Genomic DNA, 17090 nt, shown 5'->3' with positions numbered 1-17090 from the left:
GCCGGTGCGGACACCGGCCTTTTATTATGCGGAAAACCGGCTGCGCCGTTACCAGCGTGAGTCGGGGTTCCCCGCATGCACTTTGCGGGCAATATACATGAAAGGCGTGTCCAGCAACGCCACAACACCCTTGAAAAGGTATGTGGTAAACATGATCTCAAGCAGTACCGGAACAGGAAACACGCCCCAGAAAGCAATAAGGCAGAAAACGGCGGAATCAAGAAGCTGACTTACAAGAGTACTTGCATTGTTTCTCAGCCACAGAAAACGGCCCTGAGTTTTCTTTTTCCAGAATTCAAAGGCCCACACATCGTGCATCTGTGAAATCAGATACGCGCAGATGCTGGCTATGGCCAGCCGCGGAAGAAGCCCGAAAATGGCTGAAAGATGGGGCTGGGCAAAATCGCCCTCGGCGGGCGAGAAAAGTAACGCTATCTGCATATACAGCGTGGCCAGCACAACAACAGTGAATCCCAGCAGAACCCCCCGCTGTGCTTCCTTGCGGCCGTAAAACTCGCTCAGCATGTCTGTTGCCAGAAAAACACCGGCATACAGAATGTTGCCCAGCGTGGTTGTCAGCCCGAAAAGCGTAACGGTCTTCAGCACCTGAATATTGCAGAGCAGCAGGTTAAAAACAATGACGCCGTAGATGCCGGCTCTGCCGAAAAAACGGTAGAGCAGCAGCGTCAGCGTAAGATCAAGAAAAGCAAACCCGATCCAAAGTAATTCGTTCAAAACATGACCTCCGGCAAATGAAAAGACAGAGCGCAAAAGCTCTGTCTGATATGATCCGGAGAAATGCCGGATTCCCGGCAGACGGTCAAGTGCGGCTTACTGGGCCTTTTTTACCTTTTCATTGCAGCTGCCTGCAAAAGTGCACACAACATTTCTGCCGTTGGCCTTGGCCAGATACAACGCCGCGTCGGCTTCGCGCACCAGTTCGTCACGCGGAGTAAGCGCACCCGGCTTGAAGCCTGTCAGCCCTATGCTCACTGTCGCCTGTATTGTTTTTCCATGGTGACGGAACACTCTGCTTTCTATATTTTTTCTCAACCGTTCCGCCAGCACGCGTGCCTGCTGTTCATCGGTATGAGGCAATATGGCCACAAACTCTTCACCGCCATACCGTGCGCAGTAATCCGTGGTTCTGATGGTTTCACGCAGCACACTGGCAAGTTCCCGCAAAACGGCATCGCCAGCCTGATGGCCAAAACGGTCATTGATCTGCTTAAAATAGTCGATATCCAGCATCATCAGGGTAAGCGGCATGCTGTAGCGACCGTGCCTGTCCAGTTCCTCACGCAGCCGTGTATCGAAATGACGTCTGTTGTGCAGCTGGGTCAGCCCGTCGTGGTCAGCCTGCAAACGCATTTCACGGAAAAGCAGGGCGTTTTTTACCGCCAGTGCCAGATGGCGCATGGCAGAATGCAGCACCTGAACCTGATCTTTGCCAAGCTGGCAGTCATCCTCTGTAAGCAGAGCAAGACAGCCCAGCGTCTCATCCCTCATTTTCAAAGGCAGCAGAATGACTTTTCCCGGTGCGGGAGCATCTTCCGCCCCTCCCTGTCCAAGCTGCTCCACCGTGTAGCCCGAAACAGGCACGCCGCTCAGCTTTGCCGCCGCCTTAAGCAGCATCTGACTCCACTCAAGACCGGCCTGCGTGTGCTCGCCCACCCCCAGAAACACTTCCGCTTCAAGGGAGTCTTTCTGCTGCGGATGCCACAAAGCGGCATGCAGCGCGCGCAGCGGCAGCAGCATGCTCAAATCTTCCCGGGCGTTGCTCAGAATTTCCACAGGATCAAGACTTTCTGTGGCACGGGACAAAAAGGTGACGATAAACTCCAGAATATCATTCTTTCGTGCGAGCACCTCACGTTCAAGGCATATCTCGCGGGTCATACGGATGATATCGTCGTACAGGTTCTGCATTTCCGCCGCACGCAGAAAAACTTCGCGTACTCTGGGTTCAGAAAAAGGAGCCTTCAGAATGTCGGTGAAACCGGCATCAAGCGCCCGTTCCACATACTCCGGCGAAACATCCTGCTGCAACAACAGAACTCTGGGAACAAGATGCAGAAACTGCATTTCTTCGTCCGGCAGAGCAGACACAGCATCCCATCCCCGCTGTGAAACCCAGACCAGAACCGGTTCATCGGATTCCAGCGCACTGTTATCAGGCATACGCCCATCCCAGTTATGCAGCACGCATCCGCTACAGGCTGCCTGTTCCAGAAAGGCTGCCGCTTCTGTTTCAAGAGCTATGCCCCACATGACAAGCGGATTCTTACGCTTCACGTATATATCCTCCCCCCCGATATCATCGGGTGATTCTTCTTGCCATCTTGCATGCAACCTTTGCGCCGTGAAAATAAAAATATCGCAAATCAGTATGTTGAGTAACGAACTCATTTTCCCACAAGGGTACCGTCAAAATACTGTCTCTGTTTGACAACCGGCCTGTTCTGTGTCTTTTCAAAAGCATGCACAGTACACCTTGCCGCAAGCGCATATGGGGCAGCCTGCACCCCTTCGTCGAGCATGGCGATATCATGGGACGCAGTGTGGCCAACACGCAGTTTCTCAAAGAACTTTTTCAGCAGAATCCGTATGATGAGTATCATTTCTTTCTGCAGAACGAATCCCAGTGCCGTCAGCTTGTCCGGTGGATACAGCTTGCGCTGCCCGATTTTTCCGCGGAGGACCGCGTGCGCGTCACCACCAGACCTCAGCTGCCGGACGCGTTAAAAACAACGGTTTATCACTGTTTTCATCTTTCAGACTGCATAGAAGACACGGCAAGTCTTGCCAGAGTCCGCAACCTGCACGGCTGCAATATTTTCCCCATAACCGGCCCCACCCATTCACTGAGCTATGCATGGTATCCTTCGGCATTTCTCGGTCACATGTGGCAGGGCACCTGTGCGCGTGATGCGGTTATTGCCACATCACGCGCGGCTAAATGCGCGGTGGAAAATATATATGCCTCGCTGCGGCAGGCATACGGTCTTGATGAACGCTACAGGGCGCCTGCGGTGGCACTCATTCCGCTTGGCGCACATCTGCCGGAAAAAAAAGACAGCTGCGGGACACGTGACACAGCAAGAAAAGAGCTGGGGCTTCATGGTGAATCGCGGGTAGTTCTGATCACAGGCAGGGTGTCACACTATTCAAAAATGGACCTGCTGCCGGTATTGCGCGCTTTTCAGAGGCTGTTTGCCGCGGGGCACGCCCCCGGCTCGATCACGCTTATCGTTGCAGGCTGGACAGAGCAGGGCGACACCACACCGGATGTACTGTCCGGACTGGCAAGTGCCATGAGGCTGCAGCTCCGCTTTTTCCACCGCCCGGATGATCAGGTGCGCGATGCGCTGTATCGCGCGGCTGACATTTTTCTGTCTCCATCAGACAATGTGCAGGAGTCGTTCGGACTGACGGTACTGGAAGCCGCTGCAGCCGGACTGCCCGTTATCGCTTCGGACTGGAACGGCTACCGCGACCTGGTGGAACACGAAAAGACAGGGCTGCTTGTTCCCACCCTTGGACCGGCAGACACCCGTGCCGCTGATACCGCAGCCCGTGTGGTGTACGACAATCACTACCACCTGCAGCTGGCTCAGCAGACAGCGGTGGATGTTCCTGCGCTGACCGCGGCTCTCGACCTGCTGCTCACGTTTCCGGAAAAAGCAAAAACCATGGGCGCTGCAGGACGTAAGCGTGTGCTTGAACAGTTCACATGGCACAGCGTGGTACGGCGTCACATAGCCCTGTGGGATTCGCTGGCCGCCACCGCGGTTGATGAACAGGCGCTCCGCGCAATCCGTCATCCGCAACAGATGGATTACGCCGCCATTTTTGCGGGTCACCCCACAGACCGCCTGCACGGCGGGTTGATGCTGCAGTGGAGCAGGGCGGGGCAGGCCGTATACAGAGGTGCGGACCATCCCGTCATATATGCCGGGGTGGACGACAGAATCCCGCGCAATGCTCTGCACCGGATGCTTTTTGCCGCCCGCAGTCCTGTCTGTGCGGCCAATATTGAAGCCGTGCTGGTGCAGCATTGCGGCATGACTGCCGAAGATGCCTGTTTCCTGCTTCTCTGGGCCCTGAAACAGGATTTGCTGGAGCGGGTATGACAGCCTCGTCCGGCATTCTGATGCACAGCATGCTGTGCAGGCGCGGCGGTGCGGCACGAGTGGCCACCCTGCTGCACAACGAACTTTGTGCACCGGAAATGCCATACCGCGTTGTCCGCAGCACAGAATACGACGACAGTGACCCGCTCCTGCCTGAAGAGGGGCAATGTCAGTGCATAACAACAGCACCTGCCCGGAGCTTATTCTCTGAGCCCTGTGACGTTCTGCACCTGCACAGCACCTGCGACTGGCAGCGTCTGCTGAGCGATGCCCAGCGCTTCCCGCAGGTGGTCATCACGCTGCACGACGCATCGCTTCTCACCGGCGGCTGTCCTTTTCCGCTGGCGTGCAGTGGCTGGAAGGACGGGTGTTCTGACCCTTGCCCGCGCGGCTACCCGTATGCCGCAGCACGGCAGGCCGCTCTCAGGGAGGCGCTGGAAAAGCTCTGTGCCGTGTCAGCCGTTCAGATGGTATCTCCCAGCCTGTGGCTGAAAAAAATGGCCGGACAGGCAGTTTCGGGCATACCCTGCCATGTGATACCCAACGGTGTTGAAGATACATTTTTTACGGAAGGAAAGAATGCAGCCCGGAAACGTCTGGGCATTGCTGCAGCAGCCAGAGTCATACTCATGCTTGCCCACGGAGGGCAGCAGGCGGCATACAAGGCGGGTGAACAATGGGAAGGATTATGGCGGAGCGTGCGCAGCAGGCGCGACATCATATGCATAATGGCGGGCGGTGACAGCTGCCGGACAGAAGAACGTCTGCTGGTACTGCCGTATCTTGACCGCCGGCACCTGTCGCTGGTGCTCACGGCCGCCGACCTGCTGGTGTACCCAACACTGGCGGACAATCATCCTCTGGTGGTTCTTGAAGCTTTTTCAGCAGGTACCCCTGTTGTGGCCTTTGCCGAGGGGGGCGTACCGGAACAGATCGACCGCAAGACAGGCAGGCTTGTTCAACCCGGAAACTGGCCCGCCATGACAGAACAGATTATGCACCTGACGGCAGACCGGACCGGACTGAAAAAAATGGGAGAGGCTGCAAGAACCTGCTGGCTGAACCGCTTTACTGCGCGGCGTATGGCACAGGACTATGTCAGACTGTATCACCGGCACGGCCAGTCTGCGGAGTAACCGGACAGCCTCCCGCAAGAGTCTCTTTCAGCCTGCAGTGAAATTCATCGAACGTTTTTTTACTGTAGAGCATGAAAATGTGGCTCACCGGATGCACCTCATGCAGGCGCCATCCCGTCGCGCGCGGTTTCAGCCCCTCTACGGGCAGCACCATGTTGTCGATTCCGGAATACAGTGCCACAGCCGGAACTCTTACAGCAGGTTCGTCCTTTTCCAGAGCGCGTACAAGGGGGCCTCTGAACGCCAGACTGCGGCACAGACGCCCGAACCCCAGACGGGCGAGTTTGCTGCCCTGATGGGGAGTGCCCAATGTCAGCACAGCCCGCACCCTGCGGCACCCGCCGAACCGCTTAATCCACCCTCTGATGATCAGCCCGCCCAGCGAATGTCCCACAAGCACCGGTGCCGTGCCGGGAAAAGCCTTTTCAAGCTTTGCAATGCGGTCATCAAGTTCGAGCACAAGCGTATCAAAGTCAGTACGCCAGCTTGAGTAGGAAAAAGCATAAACGTTGGTGAACCCTGCCTCGCGCAACCATTTGCGGTAGGCCATCCAGGCTGAAGCATTGTGGTACAGACCATGCACAAGCAGCATGGGAGGATTGTCATCTGTCACGGAATGTCCGCCGGCAGGAGAAAACCACAACCGTTCCCACAATCCGAGCGGATAGGTAAGTGTCACCAGAATCTGTCCGGTCATGCTCATGGCAATGCCGCGGACTATGGCCCGGGGAATGGGGGGGCGGCGCGCGGAAGCCCCGCGCGAGGTGCTGGCCACCTCGTAAGAATACAACAGATACGAGGCCATGCCTACCAGCAGAGCCAGTCCGGCCAGCAGGCCGAGTAACAGTAGCAACAGAGAAAACATGAAGCTATGATGAGGTGGAAAGCAGCCTGCCGGCCACTGATTCCGGCACCCTCTGCGCGACAGGACGCTCTGGCGCAGGTGATGTACCCAACCCCAGAGCATCCATCTCCAGATGTTTTTTACCCAGCGTACGCTGGATGGAACTGGAAACAGAAGCCGAAATACCGGAAAGATCCAGTATGGATTGCCATATCTGTGTCTGAGTGAGGCTCATTGTTTTACAGGAGGCTATTTATTTTTAATGCTAATATGCTGTTTTTACATGCACAAGGCGCAACGCACGACTTGACCGGCAGACGATAGCCCATTATCGTCCGGACAACAAGCACACCTTCGGGTGAGCAGGCACATACTTTCAAGCTTTAGCAGGAACCTTACATGAACACCGGACAGAATCTCAGGCGTTGCCGCTTTTTGTGCAGCGCATTTTTTGTATTACTGCTTTCATGCTGCATTGTTACAGTGCAGCATGCGGCAGCAAAAACTGATGACCAGACACCACGCACCAGTCAGGAGGTCAACAGCGCCCTTGATACGCTGCTTGCGGCAGTCACTGACAAAACGATCCCTCTGACAGCGGAAAACCTTGAACCGCTGCTTGAACTTGTTGTCGGAAAAAACGCAACGCCGGACTCGCTGCCCCAGCCTTCCAAGAATGAGGCGGGGAGCGGTATTTTTCTGAGAGATACCATCAATGTCCCGCTGACGACCTTTTTGGAATACTGCTACGACCCTGCCATTTCACCGGCAGCCCTGTTTCCTGCCAGCGTCCGTCTGGGCCACTGGAAGCCCGGCAGTGATATCTTTGCCGCTGCCCCGCTGTGGAAGCAGGCGGAAAATCTGAACGACATGCATATACTGCGCGGCACGGAGTACGAAGAAATCACCCCCGACCACTTCAGCGGGTGCTACTACGGATACGACCTGCACAGGCTGCTTATACTCATGCCGTGGAACGGAAAACGCGTGTTTATCAGTGTGTCGCGTCAGGCCGGACCTTCCGGCGTAGGGCTGAAAGGAGCCATTGTGGGCGACGACAGTGACTGGGAGTATGTTTACACAGGTGTCGAAGGCGGTACAGCTCGCGCCATAGGCTGGATGGATACCTACATGTACGACTCCGCCAGCGTGACTTTTTTCTTTGATGACGAGACAGCTTCGCGCACCCGCTACGCCATGTTCAAATGGCTGAAGGCCGGCTGGGCAGGGCTCAACGTTGTCAAAAAAAGCCATATCCAGTCGGGTACGGAACGTTTTCTGAAAGGCTTCAAGGCGGTAATAGAATCACCGCGTCTTCCGCCTGCCGGCGAGATCGCAACCTATGCCGAAAAGCTGAAAAAGCAACCGGAAGAAGAACAGATTGCAAGCCTTGCCCGGTACAGCGCCAGACTTGAAGAAATTTCCGCCAAAGACAGCATTCTGAAACGTGATGACTTTCAGCAGGTACTCAGAAACGGCGGATACGGTGCATCGCTGACGGCAGAACAACGCGCAGGGGTTCTGGTAAAACAGTACATCAAGCACCAGATTGGCAAGTCGCCCCTTGCGGGGCTGGAACAACACACACAGCCTGAAGGATGATCTCCTTACGCCGGGAAAGCTTTGCCAAGGCTGTCACGTCGGGCTATTGTTGCTGATATTCTGATCCACAAGCATTTCATACGAATTACTGGAGTCGCCCATGAGAAGAACCGCCCTGCTTATGCTCATACTTTTGCTTTCCGGATGTGCTGCGGGAGGCTCTGTCCCCGCAGAAGAAGCTGAACTGTACCGTGAAAAAGCACTGGCAGCCTCTGTCCGTGTGTACGAAAACGTTACACCGGATCAGGCGCTGCAGGCAGCCGAAACTGTGCTTACGCTTGCCGACCCGCAGGACATGAGCATTACCCGCAAAAAGCATGGCATTGCAGGAACACGTGAGTTTTTCCGGTATCTTGTAGTTACCGCCGCAGCCGGTACTGATTACTGGACTGTCAATGCCGTGCCCGCAGAAAACGGCACCCGCGTTCAGGTCATTGCCACCGGTAAAGAAGCGTATGTCCTCGGCCCGCAGACAGGAGCAGAACCCGTGGCCGACAACAGCATTCTGCAGGAAGACATGGTTCTCAGTCAGGCGCTGTACACGCTGTTCTTTGAACGTCTTGACTACCTTCTGGGCCGGTCTGCCACGTGGCCCGACTGCAAGACAGCAGCGAAAACAACCGTAGAACGCGGCCTGCTGGGCGATATTGATATGCTGTGCGGACGAGGTACGGCAGACAAGCTTCCCTCAGACCAGTAGCCCTCTTATCATCGGACAGACAACAAGGCCCGCCGGCAATCCGGCGGGCCTTTCTGTTTGCAGACTATGCCGGTTGACACCGAAGCTCTACATAAGAAAATTCCGTACCCCGGTAAAAATTATCTGGGCGGAAAGAGCAGAGAGGATCAGTCCGGTTATTTTGGTCATGATGGAAAGTCCGGTGCGCCCGAGAATGCGTTCAAGAGCCGGAGCCATAAAAAAAAGAATGCCCAGTGCCAGAATGGCCGTAACCAGCGCAAAACTGCCTATAAGACGCGTTGTGGTGCCGTGCATGGTTGCTCCCATCACCAACAGGGTACCTATGGTCGCCGGACCGACCACTATGGGCATGGCAAGGGGCACAACGCTGATATCACCTTCTGCACTGGCTCCCACAGTCCCGCTGGGACCACGGATAAGATTGACCGCGGAAAGAAAAAGCAGGGCTCCGGCGCCGATTCTGAAAGCATCAAGCGTGATGCCGAACAGAGAAAAAATGATATCACCGAAATGAAAAAGAACCATTGAAATGATTACTACGGAAACAATGCACCGCACGGCAATTTTCCGTTGCTGTTTCCTGTCCATGTGTTCCGTCATGGCCAGAAACATGGTCAGCCCGAAAAAAGGAGTGAGCAGAAAGAAAAACTTGATGGCAGTGGACACAAACAGGTTCACGGCATCCGGCATAAAGACTCCATAACGCAAAAAGCTGCGGTAACCCGCAGCTTTTGTGCCTAGTTAAGCTTTGAAAGGTTACTCTTTGTGAACGGAAAGAGCAGACCATGACTGACAGGTCGGCATAATTTCCAGCGCATTGATATTAACATGTGCAGGCAACGAAGCAACCCACCATATGCTTTCGGCAATGTCATGAGGCGTCAGAGGGGTTGTTCCTTCATAAACCTTGGCTGCCTTCTGCGCATCTCCGCCGAAACGGACCACGGAAAATTCGCTTTCTGCCAGCCCCGGCTCAATGTTGGTGACGCGGACTCCGGTACCGTGCAGGTCGCAGCGCAGGTTTCTGGAAAACTGCTGTACAAATGCTTTGGTAGCCCCGTACACATTGCCGCCGGGGTAAGGCCAGTTGCCGGCAATGGACCCCAGATTGATAACATGGCCGCTTTTACGGGCGACCATACCGGGCAGAACGGCTCTGGTGCAGTGCAGAATACCTTTGATATTGGTGTCTACCATGGTGTCCCAGTCTGCATCATCGCACCTGTGTGCAGGCTCAAGCCCCAGAGCCAGACCGGCATTGTTTACCAGCACATCGACTTCGCGGAAATCATCGGGCAGCTGTTCCACTGCCGAAAAAACAGCCTCACGGTCCCGCACATCAAAGCATGCGGTATGCACCCTGCGGCTTCCCAGTTCTTCAGCCAGCGCTGAAAGCCTGTCCTCTCTGCGGCCGGTCAAAACCACATTCCAACCTGCACCATGAAACTTTCTGGCGCAGGCCGTGCCGAATCCTGACGTCGCTCCGGTAATAAACGCTATCTTCCTCATGCGGCCTCCGTAAGTGCGCACTTGTCGTTTAACTGAGCTATCCTCAAGCGGATTTTCTTACTATGGGTTAGTATACGGGGCAACCCCTCCGGAAAAGAAGGATAAATTTTCATCAAGTCGACACGCTGCCGGGGCTGTGCTACACTGAACATTCTGTTACTCCTCTGTGACATGTTTGCCATGTCCCGGGGGCAATCTATAGTAATACAACGTAAAGAGAGCGCTATGAGTTTATACCCCGACAAGCTTGATACTGTGTATTATTTCGGCACCTGCCTTGTGGACATGGCCTATCCCGATGCAGGCATGGCGGGCATAAAGCTGCTTCAGCAGCAGGGGGTGCAGGTTATCTTTCCGCAGGAGCAGTCCTGTTGCGGACAGCCAGCCTACAATTCCGGTTTTCCCAGAGAAGCCATGGCGGTGGCCCTCAAGCAGGTGCAGGCTTTTTCTGCCCGGGACTGTCCAGTCGTGGTTCCTTCCGGTTCCTGCGCCGGCATGATGAAAACCCACTATCCCGAACTTTTTGCCAGCCATCCTGATTACTATGATATCAAGGCGTTTTCTGACAGAATTTATGAGCTGGGAGACTTTCTGCTCAACGCATTGGGGGCCCGCTACAAAGACAAAGGGGAGCCTGTAAAAGTTACGTGGCATTCATCATGCCACGCCAGAACGGAAATGCGCGTTACAGAGCATGCAAAAGCGCTGTTGCGCCAGCTGGACAATGTGGAGCTGGTGGAACTTGAACATGAGCATGAGTGCTGCGGATTCGGCGGAACCTTTTCCATAAAGCAACCCGAACTGTCCGGTGCCATGGTGCAGGATAAAATCAACGATATCGTGGCAACAGGAGCATCACGGGTTATAACCGGCGACTGCGGCTGTATGATGAACATTGCCGGTGCCATGGAAAAACAGGGGATCGGCGTCAGAGCACAGCACCTTGCAGAATTCATATGGGAGCGTATCCATGGCTAGCAAAAAAAAGTTTGATTTTGCCGCGCATATTCAGGAAGCGCTCAACGACAGTCAGCTCAGAAGCAACTTTAAGTTTGCCATGGGCACCATGATACAGAAACGCAAGGCCGTGTTTGCGGATCCGGAAGAAACCGCCGCACTGCGCAGGACAGGCAATGCAATCAAGCGGCGCTGTCTTTCACGGCTGCCTGCGCTGCTGGAAAAGCTGGAAAAAAAGTGTACTGAAAACGGCATAGTGGTGCATTGGGCCGAAACAACCGCGGAAGCCAATAATATTGTGCTGGACATCATGAAACGGCATGACGCGACCCGCCTTGTCAAAGGCAAGTCCATGGTTTCCGAAGAGATGCACCTCAATCGCTTTCTGGAAGAAAGAAACATCGAAGCGCTGGAAACAGATCTGGGTGAATTCATCATCCAGCTCAACAATGAGCCGCCTTCGCACATCATTGTGCCCGCCATCCACAAAAACAGAAAACAGGTTGCCCAGATTTTCCACGAAAAGCTGAAAGACACGCCCTATGTCGAAGAAGTGGAAAAGCTGAATGCCATTGCCCGCAAGACGCTGCGGGAAAAGTTCCGGATGGGACAGGTGGGACTTTCCGGTGTCAACTTTGCCGTAGCGGAAACCGGCACACTGGTGCTGGTTGAAAACGAAGGCAACGGCCGCATGTGCACAACGGTGCCGCCTGTGCATATCGCCCTCATGGGGCTGGAAAAGGTGGTGGAAAAACTTGATGACGTGCCGCCGCTGCTGCGCCTGCTGACCGGCTCTGCAACAGGGCAGATAATCACCACGTATGTCAATATGATCACCTCGCCGCGCAAAAAAGGAGAAAAAGACGGTCCCACGGAAGTCCATCTTGTCATTCTGGATAACGGACGTTCAAAAATGCTTGCAGACAGACAACTGAGACAGACGCTGCAATGCATTCGCTGCGGCACATGCCTGAACCACTGCCCCGTGTACACCCGCATCGGCGGACACGCGTACGGTTCTGTTTATCCCGGCCCCATAGGTAAAATTCTGACTCCGCAAATTGACGGGCTGGACCTGAAAGGCAGTCTGGCAACAGCCTCTAGCCTGTGCAATGCATGTCAGGAAGTCTGCCCCGTCATGATACCCATTCCCGCTATCATCCGGCGCATGCGCGACGAAAGTTACGGGAATTGTGCCGACAGCCACGCCGAAACAATAATCAAGGGACATGGATTCAAGAAAAACATCATTGAGTCCATTGTCTGGAAAGGATGGGCCGCCGTCTACCGGTTGCCGTACCTCAATCGTCTGACAACCCGCATGCTGGGGCGCTTCGGCCACAGGCTGCCCAAAGTCGGCCCCCTGAAGGCGTGGACAAGCGTACGCACCACCCCGAAATTCGCACCCAAAAGTCTGCATGACCTTGCAAAAGAGGAGGGCATACGCGATGAGTAGTCAGGCTCGTGAGCACATTCTGGAACGGCTGTACAAATCTGCCGGCAGCGTTGCGGCGCCCGCTCCGTCAACAGACTGGGAGCCGCCTGTATTCACTGAAAAAGAGAAGGAAGAACGCTTCGTCAGATTGCTTGAAACCATGAAGGCCGAGGTTGTTTCCGTCAAAAAGAAAGAACTCTTCACGACACTGCGGCGCCTGCTGGCCGAAAAAAACATCACCAGACTGGCATACGGTGCCGGCTCAAAGCTGGCAAAACAGCTGGAAGCATCATGGAAGCAGAGCAAAAGCACCACCGGACTCGTAGCGGTTTCCGGCAGTGCCGAGGCCTTCAGGGATGAACTGTTCTCTATAGAGGCGGGCATCACATCTTCTCTGGGCGGCATTGCGGATACCGGAGCCATCATACTCTGGCCGGACAAGCATGAGCCTCGTCTGCTTTCGCTTGTGCCGCCGCTGCATATTGTGATTGTCGATAAAAATCAGCTTTTTTCATCCTTTTCCGAGGCCATGGCCGCACAAAACTGGGCAGGGCAGATGCCTACCAACGCGCTGCTGGTCTCCGGCCCTTCCAAAACAGCTGACATAGAGCTGATCCTTCAGTTCGGTGTCCACGGTCCCAAGGAACTGCTTGTTCTGCTGACCGACTGACCGTGTTCCCGCTTTCAAGAGCAGCCATACGACAGGCGGCATGACAACCGCCTGTCGTACGGCTGGTATCACGACGCAGGCTCCGGCCTCTTTGCCACACGCTTCCTATCATGCCTCCATTCCCGCATTTTTCATAAAAACGCCATTTTGCATAATTGACAAATCTGCAGCTGCAAATGGTGTTTTTTTCTGTTTTTCATAACGATACCTCAATCATAGCTTGCAAAAACGTCATCATTGGTGCATGACCCATAAAGTAACACGGCATTTTAGTTATCGCTTACTGCCGGTTACTGCACTGCGCCCTGTCGGGGGGTGCACTGCGGGCCTGTGTACTATGAAATGGAGGAGAACACCGGTATGCAAGATTTTCTCAATTTGCTCAGCGGGTATGTATGGGGCTGGCCCCTGATGCTGCTTCTGGTCGGCACAGGGGTGTGGCTGACCATACTGCTGAAAGGAGTGCAGTTTTCCAAACTGGCCTACGCGCTCCATCTGGCCTTCATCAAACGTAAAGAACACGGCGCAGAAGGGGACATATCCCACTTTCAGGCTCTGATGACGGCTCTCTCAGCCACGGTGGGTACGGGCAACATTGCAGGGGGTGCCACGGCTATTTTCATCGGTGGCCCCGGAGCTCTTTTCTGGATGTGGATGACAGGTCTTGTGGGCATGGCCACAAAGTACGGCGAAGCCGTGCTGGCTGTAAAATACCGCATTCAGGATGAAGACGGCACCATGAGCGGCGGCCCCATGTATTATATTTCCAACGGGCTGGGCTGGAAATGGCTGGGCTCGCTCTTCGCTTTTTTTGCCGCCGTCGCGGCTTTCGGTATCGGCAGCATGGTACAGTCCAACTCCGTAGCCGACGCCATCAACCACAGCTTCAACATCGCCCCTGAAATCACGGGGATCACGCTCATGGTTTTCACCGCCTTCGTTATCATCGGCGGCATTAAAAGCATCGGGCGCGTCACTTCCATCCTCGTGCCTTTCATGATTGTACTGTACATGGCCGGGTCGCTGGTCATTCTGGTCATTCATGCAGACAAAATTCCCGGTGCTCTGTCACTGGTATTTGAATACGCATTCTCGCCTGTTGCAGCCAGCGGCGGCTTTGCCGGTGCCGCGGTCATGCTTGCCATCCGCATGGGTGTGGCGCGCGGGCTGTTCTCCAACGAGTCAGGTCTGGGATCGGCCCCCATCGCAGCAGCCGCAGCGCAGACCAATTCGCCTGTCATGCAGGCCCTTGTATCCATGACGCAGACTTTTATCGATACCATCATCGTCTGCTCAATGACCGGCCTTGTCATACTGGTCACCGGTGCATGGACTTCGGGTGAAAACGGCGCCTCACTGACTTCCTATGCCTATTCGCTGGGGTTGCCCGGAAGCATGGGCGGCCTCATCGTTACTGTGGGTATTATTCTTTTCGCATACTCCACCATTCTGGGCTGGAGCTATTACGGCGAAAAATCCATCGGGTACCTGCTGGGCACCTGGGCCGTAAAGCCCTACCGCTGGCTTTTTGTGGCATCCGTGGGATTGGGTGCCGTGCTCAAGCTTGATGTGGTATGGACCGTATCGGACATCTTTAACGGGCTGATGGCGTTCCCCAACCTCATCGGTCTGATCATGCTTTCGCCGGTTATCGCTTCTGAAACGAAAAAGTTTTTCAACGGCGGCAAGCCGCGCTAAGCCACAACCACCCCCAAAATAAAAAAGAGCGCTTCCGGCGCTCTTTTTTATTTGTCTTTCCGGATATAAAGCACATACTGTCTTTTTTTCACGCTGGTCACACTCACATGGGGTATTATATCCTGTTTGATCTTGCTTTATGATTTGAGTTTTCAATCGTAGAAGAGTAGAGAGTCTCCACAGCGCCTCGCAGAAGCCGACCCGTCAACAGGTTGGTTACGCGGCAATAATTCCATACCGGGCTCCGGCCCGCGCCAAGGAGGAATGAATGCAAGAGAACGCAGCCGATAAGGGAGCTGAAAAAAAGCGTTCCATGGTCGGCGCCCTGTTAAGCGACAGGGAAAAAAAATCGCTGCTTGCCTACATTGCCATAGGAATCATTCTGGTGGAATTTGTGGTGACGGTAGTAGCCATACTTCATGGAATCACCAATATCCAGAAATTGCCTGACGGAACCGTCACGTATGAATTCCCTTGGAAAGCCTATATAATCGGTTTGTTCATTGCTCCCGTGGCCGTCATGTTTGTTACCCAGATGGTGGGAGTCTGTTTTTCCCGGCTTATCGGCGGTGAATCTTCTTCCGACGCAGTCAAGGAACATCTCCCCGAACGTCTCAGGCGCTGGCTGAGCATGGCGCAGGGCCTTCCCAGCCTTATCCTGCTGGGCGGCCTTATTCTGCTGGGGGGGCTGATATACAAACTGGACGTAATTATGGCGGCCTTAGTCAGTTTTGGCGCAGCAGCCATGAAGATTGCCGTCTGGGTGGGAGTTGCTGTATTTGTCGCGTGGCTGGCAAGCTACTTTGCCAAACTGTTTCTTATGTATAAGACACGAAAGCTGCAGGAAGAATACGCATTCAGACGTGAAGTGCTGGAACGCACAGGCATTGCCATCATTGACGGCAAGACAGCCCTGACAGCGGACGGCAAACTGATCAAGGCTTTGGAAAGCGGCAGCCAGGCAACGGAAATAACCCCAGTCACGGCTCTGGGGGCCTCCCGCAAAAGTCTGCCCCAAGGCGCTGCCGGTACAAAAGGGGAGCAGGGAGAAACATCCGATCCGATAGATGTCTATCCGGATTCAGAAAAGCATTAAGACAAACGCCTCTTCGGAGGCGTTTTTTTATCTCAGCAATAACGTCGTTCAACAACGTTACATAAAGGCATACTGTTCAGACAGGCTTTAATTTTTTCTGAACATTATTTTTTTTGTCCGACGATTGATAAAGAACACCTGCATGCGTAATGTACTTACTATTAATACCCGACTTTCTGCAGTATGCGGAAGTCACTCAACGCAAATTTTGCGCAGGAGGTGTATCATGGAAGAAAGAAGGCAATATCAACGGGTGTATCTTGATGAGTACGACTATGAATATCCATGTTATATCCAGTACGGAGATGCACAATATTCAGTCAAACTGCTGGACATAAGCCAGGGCGGTGCAAGATTCGGCATGGAGTACGGCCAGTTGCCTTCCTATGAATACAGCAGCGGAAGCATCATGCGCCTGATCGAAAACTCTCCGGAATACATGAAAAACATTCAGTACCACGTTGTCTGGCAACAGGGAAACGAAGTGGGAGTAAGCTTCGGCGAGCCACTCTCAACGGGATACACAGCGCTCCAGCAGGATTTTGCACCTCAATACTATTATCGCTGATTAACCGGCCGTTGCAGTACAACGTCTGTTGCAAAAGCTCATTGTCACCTCCCGCGAACACGACTTTTACCTGAAGTATCACCATGTTGCTTCCAGAAAGAAAAAACAAAGGGTTTCATGGCTGCAAACACACCATGAAACCCTGAGTTTTTACTTTCTGCTCATTGAGCTTCGCTTTTCAACCTTCTATCAGCATCCGCTCTTCAACATGTCCTGCTTGCCATTGCTTGCCACACTCATCAACCAGCACAGCAGTGAATACTGACCGGCCAATTGAGGCGCTGTTACCATCTTTAAGATAGTTCTCAATGCCGAAGCGGGCGGAAACAGTTGCCGAAACCACCTCAGCAGGCGGCGCCAGTCTTGTAACGTTACGCTGAAGCGCCTGCTGGCACATGCCAGCTAAAATCCGGTTTCTCTCTATGTCAAACAAGCCGGGCTCAATACGCTGTGACCATATATCGATCGTCACAGACGGAGCCTGATATCTATAGGCCAGCCATGCATAATGTTCCGCCGAATAGGCGAACATATGGGCAATGCCGCTTGCAAAGCTCTTGATATATTTTCGACCCAGATTACTCTGCTCTAAGGCCGTTCCGTTATTTGTCATCACCGACAACCTCAACCCATTGCGTTGTCAATCTGCATCAAAATGCAATAGTCAGCATCATGGTGAAACGCACAATCCATGTCAACATTATGATAACACACACTTTTGCTTAAAAAGCACGAGAATTCC

At 53.9% G+C, this 17090-nt stretch carries 17 protein-coding genes; 10 read left to right on the top strand and 7 right to left on the bottom strand.

Features of this window, described 5'->3' with window-relative positions:
* Nucleotides 1-48 precede the first annotated feature (48 nt).
* Nucleotides 49-735 (bottom strand): queuosine precursor transporter, encoded by a 687-nt coding sequence (locus H586_RS0110075; protein ID WP_011367757.1) that lies wholly within the window; start codon nt 733-735, stop codon nt 49-51.
* Nucleotides 736-831: 96 nt separating this feature from the next.
* Complete coding sequence (locus H586_RS0110070; protein ID WP_011367758.1) at nt 832-2295, bottom strand: sensor domain-containing diguanylate cyclase; 1464 nt, start codon at nt 2293-2295, stop codon at nt 832-834.
* Between the two features lie 185 nt (nt 2296-2480).
* Here H586_RS0110070 and H586_RS0110060 point away from each other — a divergent pair, with 185 nt between their 5' ends.
* Together H586_RS0110060 and H586_RS0110055 are read left to right on the top strand one after the other, a co-directional pair.
* Nucleotides 2481-4133 carry a glycosyltransferase family 4 protein gene (locus H586_RS0110060; RefSeq protein ID WP_027181966.1) on the top strand — a complete coding sequence of 551 codons (1653 nt, stop codon included), beginning with the start codon at nt 2481-2483 and terminating at the stop codon, nt 4131-4133.
* Nucleotides 4130-5269, top strand: a complete 1140-nt coding sequence (locus tag H586_RS0110055) for a glycosyltransferase (protein WP_027181965.1) — start codon at nt 4130-4132, stop codon at nt 5267-5269. The genes H586_RS0110060 and H586_RS0110055 overlap by 4 nt, the downstream gene beginning before the upstream one ends.
* Here H586_RS0110055 and H586_RS18890 read toward each other — a convergent pair.
* Together H586_RS18890 and H586_RS20815 are read right to left on the bottom strand one after the other, a co-directional pair.
* Nucleotides 5232-6134 (bottom strand): esterase/lipase family protein, encoded by a 903-nt coding sequence (locus H586_RS18890; RefSeq protein WP_051363971.1) that lies wholly within the window; start codon nt 6132-6134, stop codon nt 5232-5234. The two genes, H586_RS0110055 and H586_RS18890, sit on opposite strands and share 38 nt — an antisense overlap.
* A gap of 4 nt (nt 6135-6138) precedes the next feature.
* Nucleotides 6139-6348, bottom strand: coding sequence for a hypothetical protein (locus tag H586_RS20815; RefSeq protein WP_027181964.1), 210 nt, complete (start codon nt 6346-6348; stop codon nt 6139-6141).
* 164 nt (nt 6349-6512) lie between these two features.
* Between H586_RS20815 and H586_RS18885 the strand changes: the two genes are divergently transcribed.
* Both H586_RS18885 and H586_RS0110035 read left to right on the top strand, forming a co-directional pair.
* The gene (locus tag H586_RS18885; RefSeq protein WP_034619070.1) at nt 6513-7715 is read left to right on the top strand and encodes a hypothetical protein; all 1203 of its coding nucleotides are present in this window, start codon (nt 6513-6515) and stop codon (nt 7713-7715) included.
* A gap of 100 nt (nt 7716-7815) precedes the next feature.
* The gene (locus H586_RS0110035; RefSeq protein WP_027181963.1) at nt 7816-8415 is read left to right on the top strand and encodes a hypothetical protein; all 600 of its coding nucleotides are present in this window, start codon (nt 7816-7818) and stop codon (nt 8413-8415) included.
* Between the two features lie 87 nt (nt 8416-8502).
* Here H586_RS0110035 and H586_RS0110030 read toward each other — a convergent pair whose 3' ends face one another.
* Both H586_RS0110030 and H586_RS0110025 read right to left on the bottom strand, forming a co-directional pair.
* Complete coding sequence (locus tag H586_RS0110030; RefSeq protein WP_011367764.1) at nt 8503-9105, bottom strand: MarC family protein; 603 nt, start codon at nt 9103-9105, stop codon at nt 8503-8505.
* Between the two features lie 66 nt (nt 9106-9171).
* On the bottom strand, nt 9172-9924 hold the full coding sequence (locus H586_RS0110025; protein ID WP_011367765.1) for an SDR family oxidoreductase: 753 nt from the start codon (nt 9922-9924) through the stop codon (nt 9172-9174).
* A 225-nt stretch (nt 9925-10149) separates the two neighbouring features.
* Between H586_RS0110025 and H586_RS0110015 the strand changes: the two genes are divergently transcribed.
* The 6 genes from H586_RS0110015 to H586_RS18880 all read left to right on the top strand — a co-directional run bounded on the left by H586_RS0110015 (nt 10150) and on the right by H586_RS18880 (nt 16348).
* Nucleotides 10150-10902, top strand: a complete 753-nt coding sequence (locus tag H586_RS0110015; protein ID WP_027181962.1) for a (Fe-S)-binding protein — start codon at nt 10150-10152, stop codon at nt 10900-10902.
* Nucleotides 10895-12337, top strand: a complete 1443-nt coding sequence (locus tag H586_RS0110010; RefSeq protein WP_027181961.1) for a LutB/LldF family L-lactate oxidation iron-sulfur protein — start codon at nt 10895-10897, stop codon at nt 12335-12337. Before H586_RS0110015 ends, H586_RS0110010 begins: the two co-directional genes overlap by 8 nt.
* Nucleotides 12330-12986: a LutC/YkgG family protein gene (locus tag H586_RS0110005; RefSeq protein ID WP_011367768.1), complete on the top strand. Its 657-nt coding sequence runs from the start codon at nt 12330-12332 to the stop codon at nt 12984-12986. The genes H586_RS0110010 and H586_RS0110005 overlap by 8 nt, the downstream gene beginning before the upstream one ends.
* Before the next feature lie 360 nt (nt 12987-13346).
* On the top strand, nt 13347-14684 hold the full coding sequence (locus tag H586_RS0110000) for an alanine/glycine:cation symporter family protein (RefSeq protein ID WP_027181960.1): 1338 nt from the start codon (nt 13347-13349) through the stop codon (nt 14682-14684).
* Nucleotides 14685-14952: 268 nt separating this feature from the next.
* Nucleotides 14953-15780: a hypothetical protein gene (locus H586_RS0109995; RefSeq protein WP_027181959.1), complete on the top strand. Its 828-nt coding sequence runs from the start codon at nt 14953-14955 to the stop codon at nt 15778-15780.
* Nucleotides 15781-16006: 226 nt separating this feature from the next.
* Nucleotides 16007-16348 (top strand): PilZ domain-containing protein, encoded by a 342-nt coding sequence (locus H586_RS18880; protein WP_011367771.1) that lies wholly within the window; start codon nt 16007-16009, stop codon nt 16346-16348.
* A gap of 178 nt (nt 16349-16526) precedes the next feature.
* On the opposite strand, the gene H586_RS0109985 is transcribed toward H586_RS18880, so the two are convergent.
* Nucleotides 16527-16961: a hypothetical protein gene (locus H586_RS0109985; protein ID WP_027181958.1), complete on the bottom strand. Its 435-nt coding sequence runs from the start codon at nt 16959-16961 to the stop codon at nt 16527-16529.
* Nucleotides 16962-17090 lie beyond the last annotated feature (129 nt).

Source organism: Oleidesulfovibrio alaskensis DSM 16109 (assembly GCF_000482745.1).
Classification (GTDB): domain Bacteria; phylum Desulfobacterota; class Desulfovibrionia; order Desulfovibrionales; family Desulfovibrionaceae; genus Oleidesulfovibrio; species Oleidesulfovibrio alaskensis.
This window is presented reverse-complemented; position numbering and strand designations above follow the sequence as displayed.

Bases quoted from the DNA above. Each gene is read 5' to 3' on its own strand.
- H586_RS0110060 (WP_027181966.1), top strand. From the start codon at position 2,481: ATGCACAGTACACCTTGCCGCAAGCGCATATGGGGCAGCCTGCACCCC.
- H586_RS0110055 (WP_027181965.1), top strand. From the start codon at position 4,130: ATGACAGCCTCGTCCGGCATTCTGATGCACAGCATGCTGTGCAGGCGC.
- H586_RS18890 (WP_051363971.1), bottom strand. From the start codon at position 6,134: ATGTTTTCTCTGTTGCTACTGTTACTCGGCCTGCTGGCCGGACTGGCT.
- H586_RS20815 (WP_027181964.1), bottom strand. From the start codon at position 6,348: ATGAGCCTCACTCAGACACAGATATGGCAATCCATACTGGATCTTTCC.
- H586_RS18885 (WP_034619070.1), top strand. From the start codon at position 6,513: ATGAACACCGGACAGAATCTCAGGCGTTGCCGCTTTTTGTGCAGCGCA.
- H586_RS0110035 (WP_027181963.1), top strand. From the start codon at position 7,816: ATGAGAAGAACCGCCCTGCTTATGCTCATACTTTTGCTTTCCGGATGT.
- H586_RS0110030 (WP_011367764.1), bottom strand. From the start codon at position 9,105: ATGCCGGATGCCGTGAACCTGTTTGTGTCCACTGCCATCAAGTTTTTC.
- H586_RS0110025 (WP_011367765.1), bottom strand. From the start codon at position 9,924: ATGAGGAAGATAGCGTTTATTACCGGAGCGACGTCAGGATTCGGCACG.
- H586_RS0110015 (WP_027181962.1), top strand. From the start codon at position 10,150: ATGAGTTTATACCCCGACAAGCTTGATACTGTGTATTATTTCGGCACC.
- H586_RS0110010 (WP_027181961.1), top strand. From the start codon at position 10,895: ATGGCTAGCAAAAAAAAGTTTGATTTTGCCGCGCATATTCAGGAAGCG.
- H586_RS0110005 (WP_011367768.1), top strand. From the start codon at position 12,330: ATGAGTAGTCAGGCTCGTGAGCACATTCTGGAACGGCTGTACAAATCT.
- H586_RS0110000 (WP_027181960.1), top strand. From the start codon at position 13,347: ATGCAAGATTTTCTCAATTTGCTCAGCGGGTATGTATGGGGCTGGCCC.
- H586_RS0109995 (WP_027181959.1), top strand. From the start codon at position 14,953: ATGCAAGAGAACGCAGCCGATAAGGGAGCTGAAAAAAAGCGTTCCATG.
- H586_RS18880 (WP_011367771.1), top strand. From the start codon at position 16,007: ATGGAAGAAAGAAGGCAATATCAACGGGTGTATCTTGATGAGTACGAC.
- H586_RS0109985 (WP_027181958.1), bottom strand. From the start codon at position 16,961: ATGACAAATAACGGAACGGCCTTAGAGCAGAGTAATCTGGGTCGAAAA.